Source organism: Allobosea sp. 10N428 (genome assembly GCF_056394545.1).
Window position 1 is genome coordinate 140,165 of the sequence record NZ_JBFTIC010000007.1, and the last position, 20,369, is coordinate 160,533.

Annotated in this window: 21 protein-coding genes and 1 other RNA gene; 9 read left to right on the forward strand and 13 right to left on the reverse strand. The window is 67.7% G+C overall.

Annotation, left to right across the window (positions count from 1 at the left end; all coding sequences use genetic code 11):
* The first annotated feature begins 101 nt into the window (after positions 1 to 101).
* Complete coding sequence (locus AC1DDA_RS20810; RefSeq protein WP_476797199.1) at positions 102 to 1,298, forward strand: penicillin-binding protein activator; 1,197 nt, start codon at positions 102 to 104, stop codon at positions 1,296 to 1,298.
* 103 nt (positions 1,299 to 1,401) lie between these two features.
* Here the strand turns inward: AC1DDA_RS20810 and AC1DDA_RS20815 are convergent, their stop codons facing one another.
* Positions 1,402 to 2,037 (reverse strand): thioredoxin family protein, encoded by a 636-nt coding sequence (locus AC1DDA_RS20815; protein ID WP_476797200.1) that lies wholly within the window; start codon positions 2,035 to 2,037, stop codon positions 1,402 to 1,404.
* Positions 2,038 to 2,066: 29 nt separating this feature from the next.
* Positions 2,067 to 4,235 carry a protein-disulfide reductase DsbD family protein gene (locus tag AC1DDA_RS20820; protein WP_476797201.1) on the reverse strand — a complete coding sequence of 723 codons (2,169 nt, stop codon included), beginning with the start codon at positions 4,233 to 4,235 and terminating at the stop codon, positions 2,067 to 2,069.
* Between the two features lie 182 nt (positions 4,236 to 4,417).
* Here AC1DDA_RS20820 and AC1DDA_RS20825 point away from each other — a divergent pair, with 182 nt between their 5' ends.
* Complete coding sequence (locus AC1DDA_RS20825; RefSeq protein ID WP_476797202.1) at positions 4,418 to 5,266, forward strand: SDR family NAD(P)-dependent oxidoreductase; 849 nt, start codon at positions 4,418 to 4,420, stop codon at positions 5,264 to 5,266.
* 13 nt (positions 5,267 to 5,279) lie between these two features.
* Here AC1DDA_RS20825 and AC1DDA_RS20830 read toward each other — a convergent pair whose 3' ends face one another.
* The 3 genes from AC1DDA_RS20830 to AC1DDA_RS20840 all read right to left on the reverse strand — a co-directional run bounded on the left by AC1DDA_RS20830 (position 5,280) and on the right by AC1DDA_RS20840 (position 7,817).
* Entirely contained in the window at positions 5,280 to 6,056 is a 777-nt protein-coding gene (locus tag AC1DDA_RS20830; protein ID WP_476797203.1) for an ABC transporter ATP-binding protein, read from the reverse strand.
* Positions 6,032 to 6,715 (reverse strand): ABC transporter permease, encoded by a 684-nt coding sequence (locus AC1DDA_RS20835; protein ID WP_441510120.1) that lies wholly within the window; start codon positions 6,713 to 6,715, stop codon positions 6,032 to 6,034. Before AC1DDA_RS20835 ends, AC1DDA_RS20830 begins: the two co-directional genes overlap by 25 nt.
* 73 nt (positions 6,716 to 6,788) lie before the next feature.
* Positions 6,789 to 7,817 carry an ABC transporter substrate-binding protein gene (locus AC1DDA_RS20840; protein ID WP_476797204.1) on the reverse strand — a complete coding sequence of 343 codons (1,029 nt, stop codon included), beginning with the start codon at positions 7,815 to 7,817 and terminating at the stop codon, positions 6,789 to 6,791.
* Between the two features lie 158 nt (positions 7,818 to 7,975).
* On the opposite strand from AC1DDA_RS20840, the gene AC1DDA_RS20845 reads away from it, so the two are divergent.
* From AC1DDA_RS20845 to AC1DDA_RS20870, 6 genes are all read left to right on the forward strand, one after another.
* The gene (locus tag AC1DDA_RS20845) at positions 7,976 to 8,443 is read left to right on the forward strand and encodes an Lrp/AsnC family transcriptional regulator (protein ID WP_149131741.1); all 468 of its coding nucleotides are present in this window, start codon (positions 7,976 to 7,978) and stop codon (positions 8,441 to 8,443) included.
* A gap of 93 nt (positions 8,444 to 8,536) precedes the next feature.
* Positions 8,537 to 9,814, forward strand: coding sequence for a phosphopantothenoylcysteine decarboxylase domain-containing protein (locus AC1DDA_RS20850; RefSeq protein WP_476797205.1), 1,278 nt, complete (start codon positions 8,537 to 8,539; stop codon positions 9,812 to 9,814).
* A gap of 5 nt (positions 9,815 to 9,819) precedes the next feature.
* Entirely contained in the window at positions 9,820 to 10,293 is a 474-nt protein-coding gene (dut, locus tag AC1DDA_RS20855) for a dUTP diphosphatase (protein WP_476797206.1), read from the forward strand.
* On the forward strand, positions 10,290 to 10,742 hold the full coding sequence (locus tag AC1DDA_RS20860; RefSeq protein ID WP_441471129.1) for an RrF2 family transcriptional regulator: 453 nt from the start codon (positions 10,290 to 10,292) through the stop codon (positions 10,740 to 10,742). Before dut ends, AC1DDA_RS20860 begins: the two co-directional genes overlap by 4 nt.
* Before the next feature lie 83 nt (positions 10,743 to 10,825).
* Positions 10,826 to 11,788: a cysteine synthase A gene (gene cysK, locus AC1DDA_RS20865; RefSeq protein ID WP_476797207.1), complete on the forward strand. Its 963-nt coding sequence runs from the start codon at positions 10,826 to 10,828 to the stop codon at positions 11,786 to 11,788.
* Positions 11,785 to 12,237, forward strand: coding sequence for a GNAT family N-acetyltransferase (locus AC1DDA_RS20870; protein ID WP_476780150.1), 453 nt, complete (start codon positions 11,785 to 11,787; stop codon positions 12,235 to 12,237). Before cysK ends, AC1DDA_RS20870 begins: the two co-directional genes overlap by 4 nt.
* Before the next feature lie 6 nt (positions 12,238 to 12,243).
* Here the strand turns inward: AC1DDA_RS20870 and AC1DDA_RS20875 are convergent, their stop codons facing one another.
* From AC1DDA_RS20875 to AC1DDA_RS20885, 3 genes are all read right to left on the reverse strand, one after another.
* On the reverse strand, positions 12,244 to 13,113 hold the full coding sequence (locus AC1DDA_RS20875) for a VOC family protein (protein WP_476797208.1): 870 nt from the start codon (positions 13,111 to 13,113) through the stop codon (positions 12,244 to 12,246).
* Positions 13,114 to 13,230: 117 nt separating this feature from the next.
* Positions 13,231 to 14,466: an NAD(P)/FAD-dependent oxidoreductase gene (locus tag AC1DDA_RS20880; protein WP_476797209.1), complete on the reverse strand. Its 1,236-nt coding sequence runs from the start codon at positions 14,464 to 14,466 to the stop codon at positions 13,231 to 13,233.
* Complete coding sequence (locus tag AC1DDA_RS20885) at positions 14,466 to 15,515, reverse strand: YihY/virulence factor BrkB family protein (RefSeq protein ID WP_441510014.1); 1,050 nt, start codon at positions 15,513 to 15,515, stop codon at positions 14,466 to 14,468. Before AC1DDA_RS20885 ends, AC1DDA_RS20880 begins: the two co-directional genes overlap by 1 nt.
* 176 nt (positions 15,516 to 15,691) lie before the next feature.
* Between AC1DDA_RS20885 and AC1DDA_RS20890 the strand changes: the two genes are divergently transcribed.
* Entirely contained in the window at positions 15,692 to 16,390 is a 699-nt protein-coding gene (locus AC1DDA_RS20890; protein WP_476797210.1) for an outer membrane protein, read from the forward strand.
* Between the two features lie 130 nt (positions 16,391 to 16,520).
* Here AC1DDA_RS20890 and recR read toward each other — a convergent pair whose 3' ends face one another.
* The 5 genes from recR to AC1DDA_RS20915 all read right to left on the reverse strand — a co-directional run bounded on the left by recR (position 16,521) and on the right by AC1DDA_RS20915 (position 20,289).
* Complete coding sequence (gene recR / locus AC1DDA_RS20895; RefSeq protein WP_441510016.1) at positions 16,521 to 17,126, reverse strand: recombination mediator RecR; 606 nt, start codon at positions 17,124 to 17,126, stop codon at positions 16,521 to 16,523.
* Positions 17,127 to 17,232: 106 nt separating this feature from the next.
* Complete coding sequence (locus tag AC1DDA_RS20900) at positions 17,233 to 17,553, reverse strand: YbaB/EbfC family nucleoid-associated protein (RefSeq protein ID WP_441471122.1); 321 nt, start codon at positions 17,551 to 17,553, stop codon at positions 17,233 to 17,235.
* Between the two features lie 21 nt (positions 17,554 to 17,574).
* Positions 17,575 to 19,440: a DNA polymerase III subunit gamma/tau gene (locus AC1DDA_RS20905; protein WP_476797211.1), complete on the reverse strand. Its 1,866-nt coding sequence runs from the start codon at positions 19,438 to 19,440 to the stop codon at positions 17,575 to 17,577.
* Positions 19,441 to 19,561: 121 nt separating this feature from the next.
* Positions 19,562 to 19,658: signal recognition particle sRNA small type (gene ffs, locus AC1DDA_RS20910), an RNA gene on the reverse strand.
* A gap of 64 nt (positions 19,659 to 19,722) precedes the next feature.
* The gene (locus AC1DDA_RS20915; RefSeq protein ID WP_476797212.1) at positions 19,723 to 20,289 is read right to left on the reverse strand and encodes a Chromate resistance protein ChrB; all 567 of its coding nucleotides are present in this window, start codon (positions 20,287 to 20,289) and stop codon (positions 19,723 to 19,725) included.
* Positions 20,290 to 20,369: the final 80 nt, after the last annotated feature.

Below are 20,369 nucleotides of genomic sequence, written 5' to 3' on the forward strand. Positions count from 1 at the left end.
AATAAGATTCCGCACTGGCACGTGTCCGGCGGGGCGATTCTTCCGCTGGAACTCATCGCCGGGCGAGCGCCTGCCTGCCCGGCCACGACTGGAGATCGCCCGTGTTGCATCATCGGTATGTCGCGCCGGTCCTGCGGTTCAAGGCACGGGCTCTCGCGGTCCTTCTACCGCTCACGCTGGCCGCCTGCGGCGGCGGCACCTCGGGCCTGCCGGGCTTCGATTCCGCGCCGGGCGCGGCACCGACCGGGCAGACCATCGGCAACGGCAAGGTCAAGGTCGGCCTCGTGCTGCCGCTGACGGCGGAAGGGCAGGGCGCGGTCGTCGGCAATTCGCTGAAGAACGCCGCCGAGATGGCGCTGGCCGAGTTTCCGAACGCTGATCTCACGCTCCTGGTGAAGGACGACCGCGGCACGCCGGAAGGCGCGCGTGCGGCAACGCAGGAAGCGCTGTCGGAAGGGGCGGAACTGATCATCGGCCCGCTCTTCGCCCCCTCGGTGCAGGCGGCGGCGCAGGTCGCACGCGGTGCGAATCGTCCGATCATCGCCTTCTCGAGCGATACCAGCGTCGCCTCGCGCGGCGTCTATCTGCTCTCCTTCCCGCCCGAGAACGACGTCAACCGCGTCATCGCCTATGCCAGCCAGCAGGGCCGGAAATCCTTCGCTGCACTCCTCCCCGATACCGCCTATGGCAAGGTCGTCGAGGCAGCTTTCCAGCAGGCCGTCGCCAGCAGAGGCGGCCGTGTCGCCGCGATCGAGCATTTCGGCGCCGATCCCGCGGCGATGCGCGGCGCGGTCCAGCGGCTGATGCCCTCGCTGCAGCAGGCGGACGCGCTGTTCGTGCCCGCCGCCGCCGATACTATGCCGACGCTCGGCCAGTTCCTGCAGGAAGCCGGCTACAATCCCGCGAAGGTGAAGCCGCTCGGCACCGGCGTCTGGAACGATGCCGGGATCGCACGCGTGCCGGCGATCCAGGGCGGCTGGTTCGCCTCGCCCGACACTGCCGGCTTCAACGCCTTCGCCGGGCGCTACCAGCAGCGCTTCAACAGCGCGCCGACCCGCACCGCGACGCTTGCCTATGACGCGGTTTCGCTGTCAGCGGCGCTGGCCCGCACGCAGGGCTCGCAACGCTTTTCCGAGAGCGTTCTGACCAATGCCTCCGGCTTTGCCGGCGCCGACGGCGTCTTCCGCTTCCGGCCGGACGGGCAAGTGGAACGCGGGCTTGCCGTGCTGGAGCTGCGCAACGGCCAGATCGTGACGATCAACGCAGCCCCGCGCGATCTCGGCCCGCGCTCGCAATAACCACGCGACAGCAGGCCGTCATGCCCGGGCCTGACGCGAGCAACTCTTACCGGAGATTCTCGGGCCTGCGCTACGCTCCGCCCGAGAATGACTGCTTTGAGCCTCAGCTCAGCGGCGCGTATTTCACGACGCAGCCATAAGCCTTGGTGCTCGCCTCAGAAACAGGCTTGCCGGCCTTCAGCTCCGCGATCGCCTGGCGGACATAGCTCTTGGCGCCTTTGAGGCTCGAGGCTGCGGAAGACGGCCTGTCGTCGATCGCGCCCATATAGGCAAGCGTGCCCTTGGGATCGATGATGTACATATGCGGCGTGGTCTGCGCGCCATAGGCCCGCGCCACCTGGCTCTTCGGATCGAGCAGAATGCCGGCCGGCGCCGCGTCGCGCTGGACCGTCAGCTCCTTGGCCCTGGCACCATCGACATAGCCCTGCTCGCCCGGCGGCGAGGAGATGACCGAGAGCCAGACGACGCCTTCCTTCGCCATGTCTTTCTGCAGCGTCTGCATGGTCGCGCTGCTGTAGTGCTTCCGCACATAGGGGCATTCGTGGTTGGTCCATTCGAGGATCACGGTCTTGCCTGCGAACTCGGAGAGGTTGCGGGTCTTGCCGTCGGCATCGACGGCCTGAAAGGCCGGGGCCGACGCACCGACCTTGGCGGCTCCCTGAGCGAAGGCGACCGCCGGGAAGGCGAGGCCGGCCATAGCGAGGCCAGCGATGAAAATCTGTCTGGTCAGGCTTTTCATGTCTGTCTCCCTCTCTGTTCACCGGAAGATTAAGGCGTTGCCGCCGCGGTCTTCGCCTCCCGGCCCGCCGCGCGCTGGGCGGCCGCGATCACAGCATCGGGCGTCAGGAGCTGCGGCAGGATCTCGGCCTGCCCGTCCTTGCGACCCGGATAGAACAGGTATAGCGGCACGCCGGCACGGCCCTGCTCGGCCAGCGCCTTGGCGATGCGCTGATCGCGATTCGTCCAGTCGGCCTTGAGATAGGCCACGCCGAGCTTGGCGAAAGCATCCTTCACCTCCTGGCGAGAGAGCGCGACGCGCTCGTTCGCGATGCAGGTGATGCACCACGCAGCGGTGAAGTTGACGAAGACCGGCTTTCCCTGCGCCTGCAGCGCCACGACGCGCTCGGGCGACCAGGCCTCGATATCGCCCGCATGCGCTTCGGTCGTCGCGCCGGGAACGGCGTTCTGGACCGTGAACCAGCCGGCGCCGAGCACGACCAGCGCGGCCAGCACCGAGCCGAAGACGCGACGCGGCAGAGAGCCGCGCGTGACGCCGACAAGCCAGACGACGAAGGCCGCCGCCAGAACGGCGACGAGCGCCGCCAGAACGCCCTGCGGGCCGCTCTGCACCGAGGCGACCCAGATCAGCCAGACCGCAGTCGCAAACATCGGGAAGGCGAAGGCCTGCTTCAGCACCAGCATCCAGCGGCCGGGCTTCGGCAGCAGGCGCAGCAGGCCGGGCGCGAAGGAGAGTGCCACCACCGGCAGCGCAAAGCCGAGCGCCAACGCCACGAAGACCGAGAAAGCGACGGCCGGCGGCTGCGCCACCGCATAACCCATCGCCGCACCCATGAAGGGCGCCGTGCAGGGCGTCGCCACGACCACGGCGAGAACGCCGGTCATGAAGGCGCCGACACGGCCGCCACGGCTGGCGAGGCCGTCGCCGACGCCGGCGATCGAGGCTCCGATCTCGAAGGCGCCGAGCAGATTCAGGCCGATCAGCACCATCACCACCGCCAGCGCGATGACGAGCGGCGGGGACTGGAGCTGGAAGCCCCAGCCGACGCTGTTGCCGACCGCTCCCAGCGCAATCACCGCACCGGCCAGCGCCGTGAAGGCGATGAGCACACCGCAGAGGAAGAGCAAACCTTGCTCACGCACCGCGTTGCGATGGGCGTGAGCGAGCTGCGCAAAGCCGAGCGCCTTGATGAAAAGCACCGGCAGTACGCAGGGCATCAGGTTGAGGATCAACCCGCCGACGAAGGCCAGTGCCAACGCCGCCCAGATCGTCAGATCGGCGCCTTCGACCGGGACCGGAATCCGCACCACGGCGGGCCGAGCCTCCGGCGTAGCTGTTTCGGCCGCTGTCAGCAGCGCGGGGTCGGCATCGGCGGCGAGCGTCACCGCCTTGGCCTCGCCATTCTCGCTGAAGGTCAGGACACCGGAAACCTCCGGCTCCAGCAGCTTGAAGGCGCCCGAGCGCACCAGCGTCAACATTGGCTTCGCGCCGGCGGCGAGCGGCTGGTCGGCCGCATGCTCGATCAGCGTATCGAGAACCGGAAAAAAGCGCAGATCACTCGCGCCGGACGGAAGCCCCGGCAGATTCAGCACGAGCTTGTCGCCTTCGCCGCGGAGCTTGCCGCGGAACGATGCCGGTTTCGGCAGGGCTGCCAAGGCCGCATCGATGCGCGCCTGCGCCGCCTCGTCGGTGATGCCGGCAGCCGCAATCGGCAGATCGAGGGTCAACGAACCCTCCTCGGGAATGCAGATCTTCTCGCAGACCAGCCAGGTCGCATCCGCTTTGAGCGTGAAATTGTCTCCGGCTCTGGCATCAGCGGGCACCGTGATCTCGACCGGCAGCAGCACCGTACCCTCGAAGCCGAAATTGACGAGCGGCTCGACCCGGATCGCCTTCGGCGCCGGCCACTGGATCTCGCCGGCCGTGGCACCGGCGGGCAGCGTCCACTGAATCGCCGTCGGTTCGCCGGAATCGCCGGGGTTCAGCCAATAGGTATGCCAGTGCGGCGCGAGCTTCTGGAACAGCGCGACCTTGAAGCGCTCGCCGGGCGTCACCGCATCGCGACCAGACAGCAGCGTGGCGGTAACGCGCGGCGAGGTCACCGGGGCGGACTCGCCCGCCAGCGTCAGCCCGGGCGCCAACAGCCCCAGCGCCAACATGGCCTTGCCCAGGAAACGCCCATCGAAAATGCGCTGCATGATCTCGTCACTGTCCTCGAATATCCCGACCCATGCCTCAATCCAGCCTCGCATACCAATGACAAGGCGGTGAGGCGGGTCTCGCCGCATTCTCCGTCATGCGCTTGCGGCGGGCAGCGTGCCATGATGTCGCCGCGGCTCGCGCCTTAGCTCCACCGCCCCAATCCTGGACCGAGAAGATCATGACAAGCCACCCCGCTCTCGCTCCCTCGCATGTCGCGGTCATCACCGGCGGCGCGTCAGGGATCGGCTTCGCCGCTGCCCGCGCCTTCGCCGAGCGCGGCATGAGGATCGTGATCGCAGACAGTGACGCCGAGGCGCTCAAGGCAGCCGGTCAGGTTCTGGCGGCTCTGATCGGCGACGCCAATGTGCTTGCGGTGCAGACCGATGTCTCGCGCCGTGACGAGATCGCCCATCTGCACGAGGCGGTCATCGCCCGCTTCGGCAAGGTCCATGTGCTGATGAACAATGCGGGTACCCAGCCGGGCAGCGCGATCTTCGGGCCGCAGGACAATTGGGAACGCACGCTCGCCGTCAATCTCGGCGGCATCATCGCCGGCACGCAGCTCTTCGGGCCGGAGATGATCGCCCATGGCGAGCCGGCGCTGATCATCAATACCGGCTCGAAACAGGGCATCACCACCCCGCCGGGCGACCCGGCCTACAATGTCTCAAAGGCCGGAATGAAGGCCTTCACCGAGGCGCTGCAGCACGAACTGCGCAGCACCAAGGGCTGCAAGGTGACCGCCCATCTGCTGATCCCGGGCTTCGTCTTCACGCCGCTGACGGCGCGCGGACGTGCCGAGAAGCCGGACGGTGCCTGGACGCCGGAGCAGACTGTAGACTTCATGCTGGAGCGTCTCGGTGCCGGGGACTTCTACATCCTGTGCCCCGATGGCGAGACGACCCGCACTCTCGACGAAAAGCGGATGGCCTGGGCAATGGGCGACATCATCGAGAACCGCCCGCCGCTCTCGCGTTGGCACAAGGACTACAGCGAGGCGTTCAAGGTTTTTCTCGGCAAGGACTGAGCTTCGCGCTTGTTTAGATCGCCGCTCCGTCCATGACGATGTCGGCGCCGAGCCCGTGGCGGACGGCCCGCACGATCTCGGCCTCGGCCGCGGCACCGCGCCGGCGGGGGCGGGCCGCGTCGATGCGGTGCTCGGCGATGATCTGCCCGGGCGCCCCGGAGAGGATCACCACCCGGTCGGCGAGATAGGCGGCTTCGTCGATGTCGTGGGTGACGAAGAGCACGGTCTTGCCGGTGCGCTGCCAGACGCGGATCAACTCGTCCTGTAGGGTTTCGCGGGTGAGCGCATCCAGCGCCGAGAAGGGCTCGTCCATCAACAGGATCTCGGGCTCGACGGCGAGCGCCCGCGCCAGCGAGACGCGTTGGCGCTGGCCGCCGGAGAGCTGATGCGGCCAGCGCTGCGCCAGCGGGCGCAACCCGACCAGATCGAGCATCTCGCCGGCCTTTGCGAGACGCTCGGCCCGTGAGACCCGGCCTTCCAGGCCGAAGCCGACATTCGACACCACCTTGCGCCAGGGCAGCAGGCGCGAATCCTGGAAGACAAGGGCAACCGGCCTTCGCGTCGTATCTTTCGCGTGGATGACGACCTCGCCGGCGCTCGGCTGCGCAAGGCCGGCTATGACGCGCAGCAGCGTCGACTTGCCGACGCCCGATGGCCCGACGATGGCGAGAAACTCGCCGCGCCCGACGCTGAGGTCGAGCTTGTGCAGCACCTCGGTCTGTTCGCCGTCGCGGGTGAAGGTCAGCGACAGACCCTTGATCTCGATCACGCTTTCCAACGCAGCACCCATTTCTGGAAGGCGACGAAGCCGGTGTCGAGCAGGCCGTAAAGCGCCGCCATGGTCAGCATGTAGACGACGACGATGTCGGTCGCGAGCAGACTTGAGGCCTGCATCATGCGTTGGCCGACGCCGGCGACGCCGAAGATCTCGGCCGCGACCACCGCCATCCAGGCCTGGCCCAGCGCCGTGCGGAAGCCGACGAGGATCCCCGGCATCGCCGCCGGCAGGAGGATCTTGAAGAGGCGCTGCCAGGGCGAGCGGAAGCCGAAGGCGTCGGCGACCTCGACGAGATCGCGATCGACGCCGCGGATCGCCCCCTGCGCCGCGAAGAAGGCGATCCAGAACACGCCGATGGCGATGATGAAGACCGCCGCGCCCGGCGTGACGCCGAACCAGATGATGGCGAAGGGCACCCAGGCGAGGCCGGGGATCGGCCGGAGCACGCGCACGACCCAGGCCGTCGCCTCCTCGGCGATCCGCGACATGCCGACGAGGACGCCGGCCGCGATGCCGAGCCCCGCGCCAACGAAGAGCCCGACGAAGTAATGCCAGAGGGAGCCCAGTATGGCCGTCAACCAGGCGCCGGACGAGACCTCACGCATGAAAGCCTTCGGCAGCGCACTGGGCGGCGGCAGGAAGGCCGGATTCACCAACCCGAACCAAGGCATCGCCTCCCACAGCAGCAGGAAGGCGAGGAGGCCCACTAGGGCGAGGGCCGGAGCCCGAAGCCGTGCCACCGTGTCAGCCGTTCGTCTTGACCGCGCGCTCGTAATACTGCGTCTCGAACAGGCCGTCGAAGGGCAGCTCCTTCTCGAGCGAGCCGAGCTTGACCTGGTAGGCCTGCATGGCGCGCGAGGGCTCGATGATCTTGCGCGGATCGATCTCGAACCGGCTCGCGGGCGAGACCAGCGCCTTCTGGATCAGCTCGGGGTCGACAATGCCTTTGCCCAGGGCGGCGCCGACATGCGGTGCGGCCTTGGCGGGGTTCGCCTTGATCAGCGCGGCGGCCTTGACGAGGCCGTCGACGAGCGTCTGCACGGCTTGCGGGTTCTTGGTGGCGAAGGCGCCGGAGACGGCGACGACCGTGCCGGGCTGGCCGGGGAAGACCTCCTCGCCGCCGGCGATCAGCTTGATCTGCGGGTTGCGGCTCTGGATGATCGTCAGTGCCGGCTCGCGGACGCTGCCGCCATCGACGGCGCCTGCCAGGATCGCCTGCTGGGTGGCGTCGATGCCCATCGGCACGATCTCGACATCCGCCCTGTCGACCTTCGCGACCTCCCAGAGCCAATATTGCAGCGTCGTATTCGGCACCGAGCCGGCCGGCTGGGTCGCAAGGCGGGCAGCTTTTCCATTGGCGGCGCGGAAAGCCTTGAAGGCGGCTGCGGTGCCGATACCCGGCGTGAAGAACTTCGTCAGCGACGGCGCGCTGACGACCACGTTCTCGCCGATCGCCGTCGAGGCGACCACCCGGATATCGACGCCGCGCGAGCGGGCGACGGCCAGCGGGGCTACGCCGGCGACATAGACGTCGATGGTGCCGGAGGCGAGCGCCTGGATCATGTTCGGGCCGGATTCGAAGACTGTGACGGCGACGTCGATGCCGCCCTGCTTCAGCCAGCCCTCGCCATTGGCGACGAAGAACGGCGCCGTACCGACGATCGGGATATAGCCGACGCGGGCCGTGACGCTCTGCTGCGCGCGAGCAACGCCGGCGAAAGTTGAAGCTGCCGCCAGGCTCGAACCGGCGATGAGAAACTGGCGGCGATCCATCGTCGAAACCCTTCAGAACGGTGCCGGAAAGGCACCCCATTGACAGATTGAGAAAAGGATTTTCTATCTGAATGCAATAGATTAGCCTCAAAAAGATATTTTATCTCTATGATGGCGATATTGAAGCATAAAACACTCCAGAGAGCGAGTTTGAGAGAATGGACGCCATCGACCGGAAAATTCTCACTGTCCTGCAGGCCGACGCGAATATTTCCATTGCCGAGCTCGCCGACCGGGTCGGGCTGTCGCAGACGCCATGCTGGAAGCGCATCCAGAAGCTCGAACAGGCCGGGGTGATCCTGAAGCGCGTCGCGTTGGTCGCGCCGGAGAAGATCGGGCTCGGCCTCACCGTCTTCGTCCAGATCGAGACGGCTGATCATTCCGGCCCCTGGCTGGAGAAATTCGCGCAGATGGTCGCGGCGATGCCAGAGGTGATGGAGTTCTACCGGATGGCGGGGGATGTCGACTACATGCTGCGCGTCGTCGTCGCGGACATGGCCGCCTATGACGGCTTCTACAAGAAGCTGATCGAGACGATCCCGCTCAAGAACGTCACCTCGCGCTTCGCCATGGAGAGGATCAAGGCGACGACGGCCTACAAGGTGCCGGACCTGCCGCGCGACTGACGAAGGCGGCAGCTTGCGCGGCGCATGACAGCGCCGCACCACGGGTGCTAGGAAGCGGTCAGTTCGCCGCAAGCCTTTGCCCGAGGAGCCGCCTTGTCCGCTTCCCGCTCCGTTCTCCTGATCATCGGCGGCGGTATCGCCGCCTACAAGGTGCTCGAAGTCATCCGCCGGCTGAAGGATCGCGGCATCGCCTCGCGCTGCATCCTGACCAAGGCCGGCGAGCAATTCGTCACGCCGCTCGCCGTCTCCTCGCTCGCCGGCGAGCGCTGCTTCACCGACCTCTTCTCCCTGACCGACGAGGCGGATATCGGCCATATCCAGCTGTCGCGCTCGACCGATCTGATTGTCGTGGCGCCGGCGACCGCAGATCTCATCGCCAAGATGGCGCACGGCCTCGCCGACGATCTCGCCTCGACCGCCCTGCTCGCCACCGACAAGCGCATCCTGATCGCGCCGGCGATGAATCCCCGGATGTGGCAGCACCCGGCAACGCGCCGGAACATGGCCCAGCTCGAGAAGGACGGTGTCCTCGTCGTCGGCCCCAATGTCGGGGCGATGGCCGAACGCGGCGAGAGCGGACCCGGCCGCATGGCAGAGCCGCCCGAGCTGCTGGCCGCGATCGAGGCCGCGCTGGCCGGCGAAAAGCCCGCGGCCACCCGTGCCATCGGCTTCCTCGGCCGGCTGCCCGGCGGCGACCACGCCAAGCCGGGGCCCCTTGCCGGCCGGCATGTGCTGATCACATCGGGGCCAACGCATGAGGCGATCGACCCCGTCCGCTACATCGCCAACCGTTCTTCCGGGAAGCAGGGCCACGCCATCGCGGCGGCCGCGGCTGCGGCGGGCGCGCGGGTGACGCTGGTCAGCGGCCCGGTGAATCTGCCCGATCCCGCGGGAGTCGAAACTCTCCATGTCGAATCCGCCCGCCAGATGCTTGCCGCGGTCGAAACCGCCCTGCCGGCCGATATCGCCATCTTCGCCGCCGCCGTCGCCGACTGGCGCGTCGCCGATGCCGCGCCGGACAAGATGAAGAAGGACGGCAAGGCTCTGCCGCCGCTCGCCCTGGTCGAGAACCCCGACATTCTGGCCACCGTGGCGCATCGCAAGAGCGGGCGCCCGCCGCTGGTCGTCGGCTTTGCCGCCGAGACCCAGAGCGTCATCGACTACGCCAAGGCGAAGCTCGCGAAGAAGGGCTGCGACCTGATCGTCGCCAACGACGTCGGCGGCACGGGCGTGATGGGCGGCGATGCCAATACGGTCCATCTCGTCACGGCCGCGGGAGTCGAAACCTGGCCGACCCTACCGAAGGACGAGGTTGCGAGCCGGCTGATCGCCCATATCGCGGGCCTTGCCCCGACCGACCGGGCGGGCTGATCGCGATGGTGACGGTTGCGCTGCAACGACTGCCGCATGGCGCAGACCTGCCCTTGCCGGCCTATGAGACGGCCGGCGCGGCCGGCCTCGACCTGCGCGCCGCCATCGGCGAGCCGCTCGTGCTGGCTCCCGGCGAGAGGGCGCTGGTTCCGACGGGGCTCGCGATGCAGCTGCCTGATGGATTCGAGGGGCAGGTTCGCCCGCGCTCGGGCCTTGCCGTCAAGCACGGCGTCACCGTGCTGAACGCGCCGGGAACCGTGGACAGCGATTATCGCGGCGAGGTCAAGGTGCCGCTGATCAATCTCGGGCAGGAGGCCTTCGCCATTGCGCGCGGCGACCGGATCGCGCAGCTGGTGATCGCGCCCGTGACGCATGCCACGCTGACGGAGGTCGCAAGCCTCGATGCCACCGCGCGCGGCGCGGGCGGCTTCGGCTCCACCGGCGTCGGCGGCGGCAAAAACCGGGAGAAGCGGCCATGATGCTGCTCTCGCGCCGCAGCCTGCTTGCCATCGCAGCCGTGGTCGACATCGCGCTGCACGCCCGGCCTTCGCCGGTCGCCGCAAAGCTTCTGGCCGCGCGCCATGCCCTGCCGCCGCGCCATCTGGAGACGCTGCTTCAGACGCTTGTCCGCGTCGGCATTCTCAAGGGCGTGCGGGGCCCGCGCGGCGGCTATGAACTCGCCCGCGAAAGGCGCAAGATCACCGCCGGCGACATCGCCCGCGCCGCGATGCAGGAATCCGGCGAAGAAGGGCTCGGCCCCCTGCCGCAATCGCGGCTCGTCGACGAGGTCGTCGGGCCGGAGGTTGAGGCCGCGTCGGCCGCCTTCCTGGCAATGCTCGACAAGGTGACCGTGGAAGAGCTCTGCCAGCGGGCGCAGGCTAAATCCGTCTTCGGCAGAGGTAGTTCCGGAGCAGATTTCACTATTTAAGATTGTGATTTGTTTCTTTAATCGACACAATCTGTGAATTGACCTAGCTTCACCGCCGGCAGGCCCTCCAGGAGGATTCATCCATGGCTGAAGCGACAAAGGCCCCCGGACGCGGGCGCATCTACAACTCGATCACCGACACGATCGGCGACACCCCTCTCGTCAGGTTGAACCGCCTGCCGGCCGACCGCGGCGTCAAGGCGACGATCCTCGCCAAGCTCGAATTCTTCAACCCGATCTCCAGCGTGAAGGACCGCATCGGCGTCAACATGATTGATGCGCTGGAAGCCTCGGGCGCGCTGAAGCCGGGCGGCACGCTGATCGAGCCGACCTCAGGCAACACCGGCATCGCGCTCGCCTTCGTCGCGGCGGCACGCGGCTATCGCCTGATCCTGGTCATGCCCGAGACGATGTCTCTGGAACGGCGCAAGATGCTCGCCTTGCTCGGCGCCGAACTCGTCCTGACGCCCGGCCCCGCCGGCATGCGCGGCGCCGTCGCCAAGGCCGAGGAGCTCAAGAGCGAGATTCCCGGCGCGATCATCCCGCAGCAGTTCGAGAACCCGCACAATCCGGAGATTCACCGCAAGACGACGGCCGAGGAGATCTGGAACGACACCAGCGGCCAGGTCGACATCATCATCTCGGGCGTCGGCACCGGCGGCACCATCACCGGCGTGGGCCAGGTGCTGAAGGCACGCAAGCCCAGCGTGAAGATGGTCGCGGTCGAGCCCGAGGATTCGCCGGTCCTCTCGGGGGGACAGCCCGGCCCGCACAAGATCCAGGGCATCGGCGCCGGCTTCGTGCCGGGCGTGCTCGATCGCAGCGTGATCGACGAGGTCGTCACCGTCGGCAACCAGACCGCTTTCGAAACGGCGCGCGCGCTCGCCAGAAGCGAGGGCATTCCGGCCGGCATCTCCTCGGGAGCCGCCGTTGCAGCGGCGCTCGAAGTCGGCGCGCGGCCGGAAAACGCCGGCAAGACCATCGTGGTGATCATCCCCTCCTTCGCCGAGCGCTACATCTCCAGCGCCCTGTTCGAGGGTCTGTGAACCCGCCAGCCATTCAGATCGTCCGGCTGGCCGAAAGCCTGCCGGACGATTTCGAGGCCTTGCGCCACGAGGCGAGCGCGGAAAGCTATCGTTTCGTCGAAGGCCTGCGCGAGGAATGGCTGGCAGGGCATTATGCCGGCAGCGACGACCGCTTCGCTGCCTTCGCGGCCTTTCAGCAAGGGGAACTCGCCGGCATCGGCGCCCTCACGCCCGATCCCTACGATCCCGAGCCGGACCTCCTGCGGGTCAGACATGTCTATGTCAGGCCGCTGCATCGCGGCAGCGGTGTCGGCCGCGCGCTCGCCGCGGCGCTCATTCAGCAGGGGCTGGCACTGGCGCCGCGCTTATCGCTGCGCGCTGGCGATCTACATGCCGCAGCGTTCTGGGAGGCGAACGGTTTCAAGCACGATGCGGGCGGAAGTCGTCGGTCCCACCTGCTGACGCGCTGAGCTTGCTCAGCGGGCCAGGACCAGCCTGTTGCCCCAGGGGTCGGCAATCGTCGGCGCCCCTTCGGCCTCGCTGCCGCCGCCCGCAAGGATGCGCTCGCGCATCGCCGCGAAATCCACCTCGCCCCGCGCCACGACCTCGAAGCGATCGAGCCCGGCCTCCCCGGGCCGGCGCGGCCCGGCGCCGCGGCTGCCCCAGATATTGCCGGCGATATGGTGGTGGTAACCGCCGCTGGCGAGGAAGCTCGCACCGGGATAATGGACCATCAGATCGAAGCCGAGCAGGTCGCGATAGAAGGCCTCGGCCGCCACCGTGTCGCCGACGCGCAGATGAATATGGCCCATGCCGGTGCCTTCGGGCATGCCCGCATAGGGGGCGCTCTCGGCCTCGGCGAGCAGCTTGTCCAGGTCGAGCCGCTCGGTCGCCATGGCAATGCCGCCATCGGGACGGCGCGGCCATTCCGCCCGTTTGCGGTCGCGGTAGATCTCGATGCCGTTGCCCTCGGGGTCCGAAAGGTAGAGTGCCTCGCTGACGAGGTGATCGGATGCGCCTTCGAGCGGAATGCGGGTTTCGGCGGCGTGCTTCAGCCAGTTGGCGAGATCGCGCCGCGACGGCAGCAGGATGGCGAGATGGAAGAGGCCGGCCGCCGAGCTCGGCTGCGCCGCCCCGGCCTGAAGCCGGACCAGCACCTGCCCGCCGATGCCGAGCTCCGCACTGTCACGGTCTTCCCGGGTCAGCCGCAGCCCGATCGCATCGCGATAATAGGCAACCAGCTTGGGGAGATCGCGCACGCGCAAGGTGACAGCCCCGACATGATAGGGCGCGTCATGCGCCTCCAGAATGGCGAGAGGCGCGGTCTTCTCTGCGGTCGCGGACATGGCGGGATCCTTTCACGGCAGCCGCACTGGCCGCCGTCATCAAACATGGCGCTTCCCACCCCGCTTGTCGCCGCCTTCGCCGGCAAAGGCGAGATTGCAGCGCTGCAATGCGATCGTTCACCCAGGCCGCGAGCGGTCGATCGCGAAATGCCCGAACCAGCCTTCCTCCCGGCCACGGACGAGCGAGCCGATCAGGCGGGACGCGAGGAAACTGAAGGTGATGCCATTGCCGCCATAGCCGTAGGCGGCGAGGAGACGCGGATGACCCGGCACGCGCCCGATCAGCGGCAAGCCGTCCTCCGTCTGGCCGAAAGCACCGGACCACGCACGGTCGACATCGAGGCGCGCCTGCGGGATCAATGCCTGAAGCCGGTGCAGCAGGGCTTGCGTCTTCAGCATTCCCAGCGCCTCGCGCCGCTCCGGGTCCGCGAAATCCTCGTCCTCGCCGCCGAAGACGATGCGGCCGCCGGCCGTGGTCCGGCAGTAGCAATAATCCTCGGAAGCTTCCCAGACGAGAGCCGGACCCGGCCAAAAAACGCCAGGCGGCTGCGGGGCAGTGGCGATCGCCCAGCTCGACGCGACGCGGTGCAGGTCGTCGCGCACGATCTCCGGCATGACATAGCCGGTTGCGAGCACGACATGCCCGGCTTCGACGACATGGCCCCCTGACAGGCCGACGGCCGCGCCACGGGCGGCTCCATCGAAACCGATCGCCTCGTCGCGAATCAGGCGCGCGCCGCGCCGGGCGGCGACCGCGATCAGGCCGTGACAGAGGCTCACGGGGTCGGCCTCGGCAGAGCCGGGGGAGACAATCGCCGCTTTGCGGTCGAAGCCGAAGCTGCCGAGCAGGGCTGCGTGCTCGACGAATTCGCCCGGCAATCCCGCGCGGCCGCGCAATTGAGCCTCATCGCGCAACTCGCGCGGCCCAATCTCCCCGGCGGCCAGATAGATCGTGTGGCGCGGCGAGAAACTGCAGGAAAGCTCGAGCTCGCCGACAAGCCGGCTAAGCCCGGCAACCGCTCCGGCGCTGAGCCGATAGATCTCGGCCGCCCGCTCGAAACCATAAAGCGCCGCCAGTTCGCGCAGCGGCAGATCGATCTCCCATTGCAACATGGCCGTCGAGGCCGCCGTGCTGCCGAACCCTTCGCGCTCGCGATCGATCAAGACGGTGTCGAGCCCCATCGCCGTCAGATGCTCGGCCAAGAGCGCGCCGGTGATACCCGCGCCCACGATGGCCACGTCGCAACGCGTATCGGCTTCAAGCGGCTGCCCGGCCGGCCGGTCGATGCCGGCGCGCCAGGGACCGGTCCCACTGCGCAGATCGTCCTGGCGTGTGGTTTCGGGATCGAGCATCACTCCGCCTTCGCCGGGCCGACCCGGTCGGCGAGAGTGGCGCCGCGCTGGCCGAGAGGCTTCGGCTTGCCCGTCGTGGTGTCGTGCGCGGTCTGGTGTTCCAGCTCCGCGTTCAGCTCCGCCCCCGCGAGCACGATGGTCGCCGAGAGCCAGAGCCAGGTCATGAACACCACGACGGTCGCGAGCGAGCCATAAGCGGCGGTGTAGTTGCCGAGCGTGCTGACATACCAGGAGAAGGCATAGGAGGCCGCGCCCCATAGAAGGGCCACAGCGATGGCGCCGGGCATGACCCAGACGAAGCGCATGCGCTGGCGGCTCGGGCCGATCCAGTAGAGAACCGCTATCGAGAGCGTTGCCATGACGAAGAAGGCGGGCCAGCGCACCAGCCGGATCAGCCGTTCCAGCTCGAAATGGAAGGGAAACAGCGCGGTCACGACCGGCAAGCTGGCGATCGCGACCAGCGCCGCGACCAGCAGCACGACGCCGCTCACCGTGGTTAACAACGAGATCGCGTTGAGCTTGAGGAAGCTGCGCTTCTCCTGTTCGCGATAGATGATGTTGAGCGCGTCGAAGATCGCCTTCACCGCCGCGTTGGCGGACCAGGCCGCGACGAGGAGGCTGATGTAGAAGGTCAGGGACAGGCTGACTCCCGACTGGGTCGAGAGCCGCATCGCCTGCTCGTGGATGAGCTCCCGCGCGGCCTGCGGGAACATGGTCGTCACCGCGTCGAGCTGCCCGGCGATGGTCGCCGGATCGGTGAAATAGCGGTAGATCGTCACCAGCAGCGACAGCGCCGGGACCAGCGAGAGCAGGGTGAAGAAGGCGACCGCGCCGGCAAGGGAGGTCAGCCGGTTGTCGGCGACATTGCCGACGAAGCGCAGCAGCACGTCCTTCCAGCCAAGCCACGTCATCTGCAGCGGCGTGCGCGCCTGCCGTCCTCGAGCCTCCTCTTGCCGGCGCCGGCCGCGGCGATTGGCAAGCACCCCGGACAGATAGCCGAGCGCGACGCCGATGCCGGCCGCACCGGTGATCCGCTTCAGGAATGCCATCTCGGATTTCGCGCTCCGCCCTGCCTCGCCGCAGCTTGCGGTGAACCGCGCTCGGCCGCAATCGTTCCCGCGCTTTCCTCCCCCGGCACCAATTTAGCCGATTGTTAACCTTAATGCTTCGTTATGTCCGGGCGCGTTCGACCATTCGGGCGCATCACATGTCCTCGGAAAGCCCGATGTCGAAGCTGAGATATGCCCTGGCAGGATGCGTGGCGCTGCTGTCCGGCGCGTCCGCCGCGGCCGATCTGCGCGGCGTCGCCCTGCCGCCCGCGCCTGAACTGCCGGCGCTCTATTCCTGGACCGGTGTCTATGCCGGTCTCCAGGGCGGCTACTCCTGGGGCAGCAACCGCGTGCGGATCGGCGCGCCGATCGGCCCCTTCGCGCCGATGAGCTTCCGCATCGACGACGATTCCGCCTTCGGCGGCGCCCATGCCGGCTTCAACTATCAGTTCGGCAGCGTGGTGCTCGGCCTCGAGGGCGATACCGAAGCCGTCAACAGCCGCAGCCGCTTCGCCGGCATCGGCGTCAACGGCCGCGTCTCGCAGGACTGGCAGGGCGCGGCGCGCATCCGCATCGGCTATGCCTTCGACCGCATGATGATCTATGCCGCAGGCGGCGCCTCCTTTACCGAATATGAGCGGCGCGTTTTCGATCCGGCCGGCTTCGGCGAAAGGCTGACCAGCGCACGCACCGGCTGGAACCTCGGCGCCGGCGTCAACTTCGCCTTCACCGACAACCTGATCCTGGGCGCCGAGTACCGCTACACCGATTTCGGGCGGAACCGTTTCGCGAGCTCCGGCGCCTTTCCGGGCCTGACAGGCGATCAGGAATTCACGGCGCACAGCACCCGCGCCAGCATCGCCTACAAGTTCTGAGGACGCTTCCGCTTGGCCGTCATGCTCGGGCTTGACCCGAGCATCCCCTGACAAAAACGCTCGCGTGCCTCGTCCGGCCAGCGATTCTCGGGTCTGCGCGTCGCTGTGCCCGAGAATGACGCGCGACGTCTCAAAACCCCGTGCGCTGGCGTATCGCGGCGGCCAGCGTGCCGTCGTCGAGATAGTCGAGCTCGCCGCCGACCGGCACGCCATGGGCGAGCTTCGTCACCTTGACCGGCAGATGCGCGAGCAGGTCGGTGATGAAATGCGCCGTGGTCTGGCCGTCGACCGTGGCGCTGAGCGCGAGGATGATCTCCTTCACCGCCGGATCGGAAGCGCGCGCCACCAGGGCATCGAGCGAGAGATGCTCGGGCCTGACGCCATCGAGCGCCGAGAGCACGCCGCCGAGCACGTGATAGCGGCCGGAGACCGCGCCGGAGCGCTCGAGCGCCCAGAGATCGGAAATATCGGCGACGACGACGATGAGCCCGTCGTCACGGCGCGGATCGGAGCAGAGGCCGCAAGGGTCGCTGGTGTCGACATTGCCGCAGCGCGAGCAGACGACGATGCGCTCGCGCGCCACCGCCATCGCCTCGGAGAGCGGGCCGAGCAGCTGCTCACGCTTCTTGACCAGATGCAGCGCCGCGCGCCGGGCCGAGCGCGGCCCGAGCCCCGGCAGCTTGGCCAGGAGCTGGATCAGCCTTTCGATCTCGGGACCGGCAATGGCGCGGGACATGATGACTCGTCGATGGAAACGTCATGGTCGGGCTTGACCCGACCATCTCAGGACGGAGCCCTTCTGCACGAGATGCCCGGGTCGAGCCCGGGCATGACGGCCTGTCTCAGAACAGCTTCATGCCCGGCGGGATCGGCAAGCCCTTGGTGATCTCGGCCATGCGCTCCTGCATGACGCGCTCGCCACGGGTCCGGGCATCGTTCGCGGCGGCGACGATCAGGTCCTCGAGGATCTCGCGCTCGTCCGGCACCATCAGACTCGGGTCGATCTTCACGCCCTTGAGCGCGCCCTTCGCCGTCATCGTGACCGTGACCATGCCGCCGCCCGCCGTGCCCTCGACCTCGATGGCGTCGAGCTCGGCCTGCATGTCGGCCATCTTCTGCTGCATCTGCTGAGCCTGCTTCATCAGACCCATCATGTCGCGCATGGGAAATCCTCCTTAAAAAACTCAGAAATCGATGCCGTCGAAATCCGGCTCGGAATCATCGAAAAGCGGCTCGGAATCAGGCAGGTACTCGTCCTCGGCCGGCGCCGACGCTGCATTCTCGGCCGCGGCGATGGCGCGCGGATCACGGACGTCGACGATGCGCGCGCCGGGAAAGCGCTCCAGCACGGCCTTGACCGAGGGATGAGCCGCAGCGTCGCTCTCGCGCCGGTCCTTGGCCGCCACCGCCTGCTCGCGCAGGGTCGCGCCGCCCTCCTCGTTGACGACGGCGACCATCCAGGTCTGGTTCGTCCACTCCTTGAGGCGGCGCGAGAGATCCTGCGCGAGGGTACGCGAGGCGCCCTCGGCAAGCGAGAACTCGATGCGGCCGGGCTCGAAACGCACCGGCCGGATATCGCGCTCCAGGGCGATCTTCAGCGTGATGTCGCGGTTCTGCGACGCCAACGCGACGACATCCTCGATCGAGGCGACGATCGCGGCGGGGGCGGCGGCAATGCGCGCTACCGGCACAGGGGCCGGATTGGCGCTGGCGAGGATCGGCCGGGCGGCGAGCGCGGTGTTGCCGCCGCCGGAAGGCGGGCGCGGCGCGCCGCCACCATTGCCGTTTCCGGCTGGGATCGACCCCATACCGTCGCGCAGCAGCTTCAACGCCTCGTCAGGCGTCGGCAGGTCGGCGGCATGGGCGAGGCGCACGAGCACCATCTCGGCAGCCATCACCGGGCGGTCGGCCTGCTTCACCTCGCTGATGCCCTTGAGCAGCATCTGCCAGGTGCGGGCGAGCACGCGGACCGAGAGGCGCTGGGCGAAATCGCCGCCGCGCACGCGCTCGGCCTGGGCGAGGCTGTTATCCTTCACCGCCTCGGGCACGAGCTTGAGGCGGGTGACGAGATGGGTGAACTCGGCGAGATCGTTGAGCACCACCGCCGGATCGGCGCCGGCATCGTACTGCGCCCGCAACTCGCCCAGCGCCGCGGCAATGTCGCCCTTCATCACTGATTCGAAGAGGTCGATGACGCGCGCCCGGTCGGCGAGGCCGAGCATGAAACGGATGTCGTCGAGCGTGATCCGCCCGGCCGCATGGGCGATCGCCTGGTCGAGGATCGAAAGCGAATCGCGCACCGAGCCCTCGGCTGCGCGGGCTACGGCCGCGAGCGCCTCCTGCTCGGCATCGACGCCCTCGGCCTTGCAGATGCCGGCGAGGTGACCGACCAGCACATCGGCCTCGACTCGGCGCAGATCGAAGCGCTGGCAGCGCGACAGCACCGTAATCGGCACCTTGCGAATCTCGGTGGTCGCGAAGATGAACTTCGCGTGCGGCGGCGGCTCTTCCAGAGTCTTCAGGAATGCGTTGAAGGCGCCGGTCGAGAGCATGTGCACCTCGTCGACGATATAGACCTTGTAGCGCGCCGAGACCGGGGCATAGCGCACGGCGTCGTTGATCTGGCGGATGTTGTCGACGCTGTTGTTCGAGGCGGCGTCGATCTCCATCACGTCGATATGGCGGCCCTCGATGATCTCGCGGCAATGCACGCCGAATTCGCGCAAATCGGTGGTCGGGCCGCCCTGTCCGTCGGGCGTCTGGAAGTTGAGCGCACGCGCCAGAATGCGGGCGGTCGTGGTCTTGCCGACACCGCGCACGCCGGTCAGCATCCAGGCCTGCGGAATACGGCCCGCGGCGAAGGCGTTGGTGAGCGTGCGCACCATCGCTTCCTGGCCGATTAGATCGCCGAAATGCGCCGGCCGATACTTGCGGGCGAGCACGCGATAGGGCGCCGGCGCCGCGCCGGACGCCGCCTGCGGCGCAGGCGCCGGATCGAAACCGGCGAAACCCGGTTCGTCAGCAGAGGCGGCGTCGATCTGGTCGGTCATGGAAACTGGTTTCGCCAATCGGGAGGCGAGGGTCAATGGCGCTATGCCAACTTGCGCGCCGCGCCGTTCGACCTCGGCCCAGGCATGGCGCGGGTGCACGGCGCTTTCACGCGGCGCATGAGGTGGGAGGCTGGACGAAGACCCGTTCGGTCTCGTTAGGGCTGCTTCCTTCCGGACCTGACCCGGTTGGCGAGTGAGACGTCCCTCGCCAACCTCCCGGGCGCTATATCGGGGATGTCGGCGCGAAGCGCAAGCCTGCCGGCACCAGATCCGCCAGCGCGGTCACGGTCGCTTCGGCGCCTCGGGAGCGCGATTCTCCTCCTGCGCCGCGAAAACATTGTGCGCGTAGGCGTCGAGGATCGCTTCGGAACGCTGCAGGCGCTCGGCCGCCTCGCCGGCACGGGGGGCGCCGTAGAAATCCAGCTTGCGGATCTTTTCGATCCAGTTGCGGAATTTCATCAGCTCCTGCTCGTTCTCCTCGAGCTCGGCGAAGGTGAAATGCGAGACCCGCGTCTCCTCGTCGATCTCGGTCTCGAAGGCGAGACACTTCTCGATGAACTCCTTGTACTCGTCGTCGCGATCGGCATTGAAGCGCGCGACGACCTTCTCCTGCTGCTTCTGATCGAGGCCGACCGTCGCCAGCAGCAGCGCCTCGCCCTCCGCCTCGGCGATCTCGTTCTCGAGCATCTTGAGACGCCGCAGATGGTCGTCGGTCTTCGGCAGCAGGCAGACGCCGCCCTGCAGATAGACCGCGCCCATGCCCTTGAGCTTGCGCCAGATCGAGACCCGCTTGCGCGCCGGTTCGGCCGGAACCTTGTAGGTCAGCAACAACCATTCGAGCGACGCCATGGAACCTCTTGAATGTTACCGCTGTTACAAATAGCATCTTATCATAGCTATTCAAGGCCGAAGCGGCAGTGACAGCAGAA

What these genes read in the sequence shown, in the direction of transcription:
- AC1DDA_RS20830 (WP_476797203.1), bottom strand. Translation starts at nt 6,056, where the DNA reads ATGGGTGCTGCGTTGGAAAGCGTGATCGAGATCAAGGGTCTGTCGCTG.
- AC1DDA_RS20905 (WP_476797211.1), bottom strand. Translation starts at nt 19,440, where the DNA reads ATGACCGACCAGATCGACGCCGCCTCTGCTGACGAACCGGGTTTCGCC.
- cysK (WP_476797207.1), top strand. Translation starts at nt 10,826, where the DNA reads ATGGCTGAAGCGACAAAGGCCCCCGGACGCGGGCGCATCTACAACTCG.
- AC1DDA_RS20900 (WP_441471122.1), bottom strand. Translation starts at nt 17,553, where the DNA reads ATGCGCGACATGATGGGTCTGATGAAGCAGGCTCAGCAGATGCAGCAG.
- AC1DDA_RS20890 (WP_476797210.1), top strand. Translation starts at nt 15,692, where the DNA reads ATGTCGAAGCTGAGATATGCCCTGGCAGGATGCGTGGCGCTGCTGTCC.
- AC1DDA_RS20880 (WP_476797209.1), bottom strand. Translation starts at nt 14,466, where the DNA reads ATGCTCGATCCCGAAACCACACGCCAGGACGATCTGCGCAGTGGGACC.
- AC1DDA_RS20860 (WP_441471129.1), top strand. Translation starts at nt 10,290, where the DNA reads ATGATGCTGCTCTCGCGCCGCAGCCTGCTTGCCATCGCAGCCGTGGTC.
- AC1DDA_RS20835 (WP_441510120.1), bottom strand. Translation starts at nt 6,715, where the DNA reads ATGCCTTGGTTCGGGTTGGTGAATCCGGCCTTCCTGCCGCCGCCCAGT.
- AC1DDA_RS20915 (WP_476797212.1), bottom strand. Translation starts at nt 20,289, where the DNA reads ATGGCGTCGCTCGAATGGTTGTTGCTGACCTACAAGGTTCCGGCCGAA.
- AC1DDA_RS20825 (WP_476797202.1), top strand. Translation starts at nt 4,418, where the DNA reads ATGACAAGCCACCCCGCTCTCGCTCCCTCGCATGTCGCGGTCATCACC.
- AC1DDA_RS20820 (WP_476797201.1), bottom strand. Translation starts at nt 4,235, where the DNA reads ATGCAGCGCATTTTCGATGGGCGTTTCCTGGGCAAGGCCATGTTGGCG.
- AC1DDA_RS20840 (WP_476797204.1), bottom strand. Translation starts at nt 7,817, where the DNA reads ATGGATCGCCGCCAGTTTCTCATCGCCGGTTCGAGCCTGGCGGCAGCT.
- recR (WP_441510016.1), bottom strand. Translation starts at nt 17,126, where the DNA reads ATGTCCCGCGCCATTGCCGGTCCCGAGATCGAAAGGCTGATCCAGCTC.
- AC1DDA_RS20815 (WP_476797200.1), bottom strand. Translation starts at nt 2,037, where the DNA reads ATGAAAAGCCTGACCAGACAGATTTTCATCGCTGGCCTCGCTATGGCC.
- AC1DDA_RS20845 (WP_149131741.1), top strand. Translation starts at nt 7,976, where the DNA reads ATGGACGCCATCGACCGGAAAATTCTCACTGTCCTGCAGGCCGACGCG.
- AC1DDA_RS20875 (WP_476797208.1), bottom strand. Translation starts at nt 13,113, where the DNA reads ATGTCCGCGACCGCAGAGAAGACCGCGCCTCTCGCCATTCTGGAGGCG.
- AC1DDA_RS20885 (WP_441510014.1), bottom strand. Translation starts at nt 15,515, where the DNA reads ATGGCATTCCTGAAGCGGATCACCGGTGCGGCCGGCATCGGCGTCGCG.
- dut (WP_476797206.1), top strand. Translation starts at nt 9,820, where the DNA reads ATGGTGACGGTTGCGCTGCAACGACTGCCGCATGGCGCAGACCTGCCC.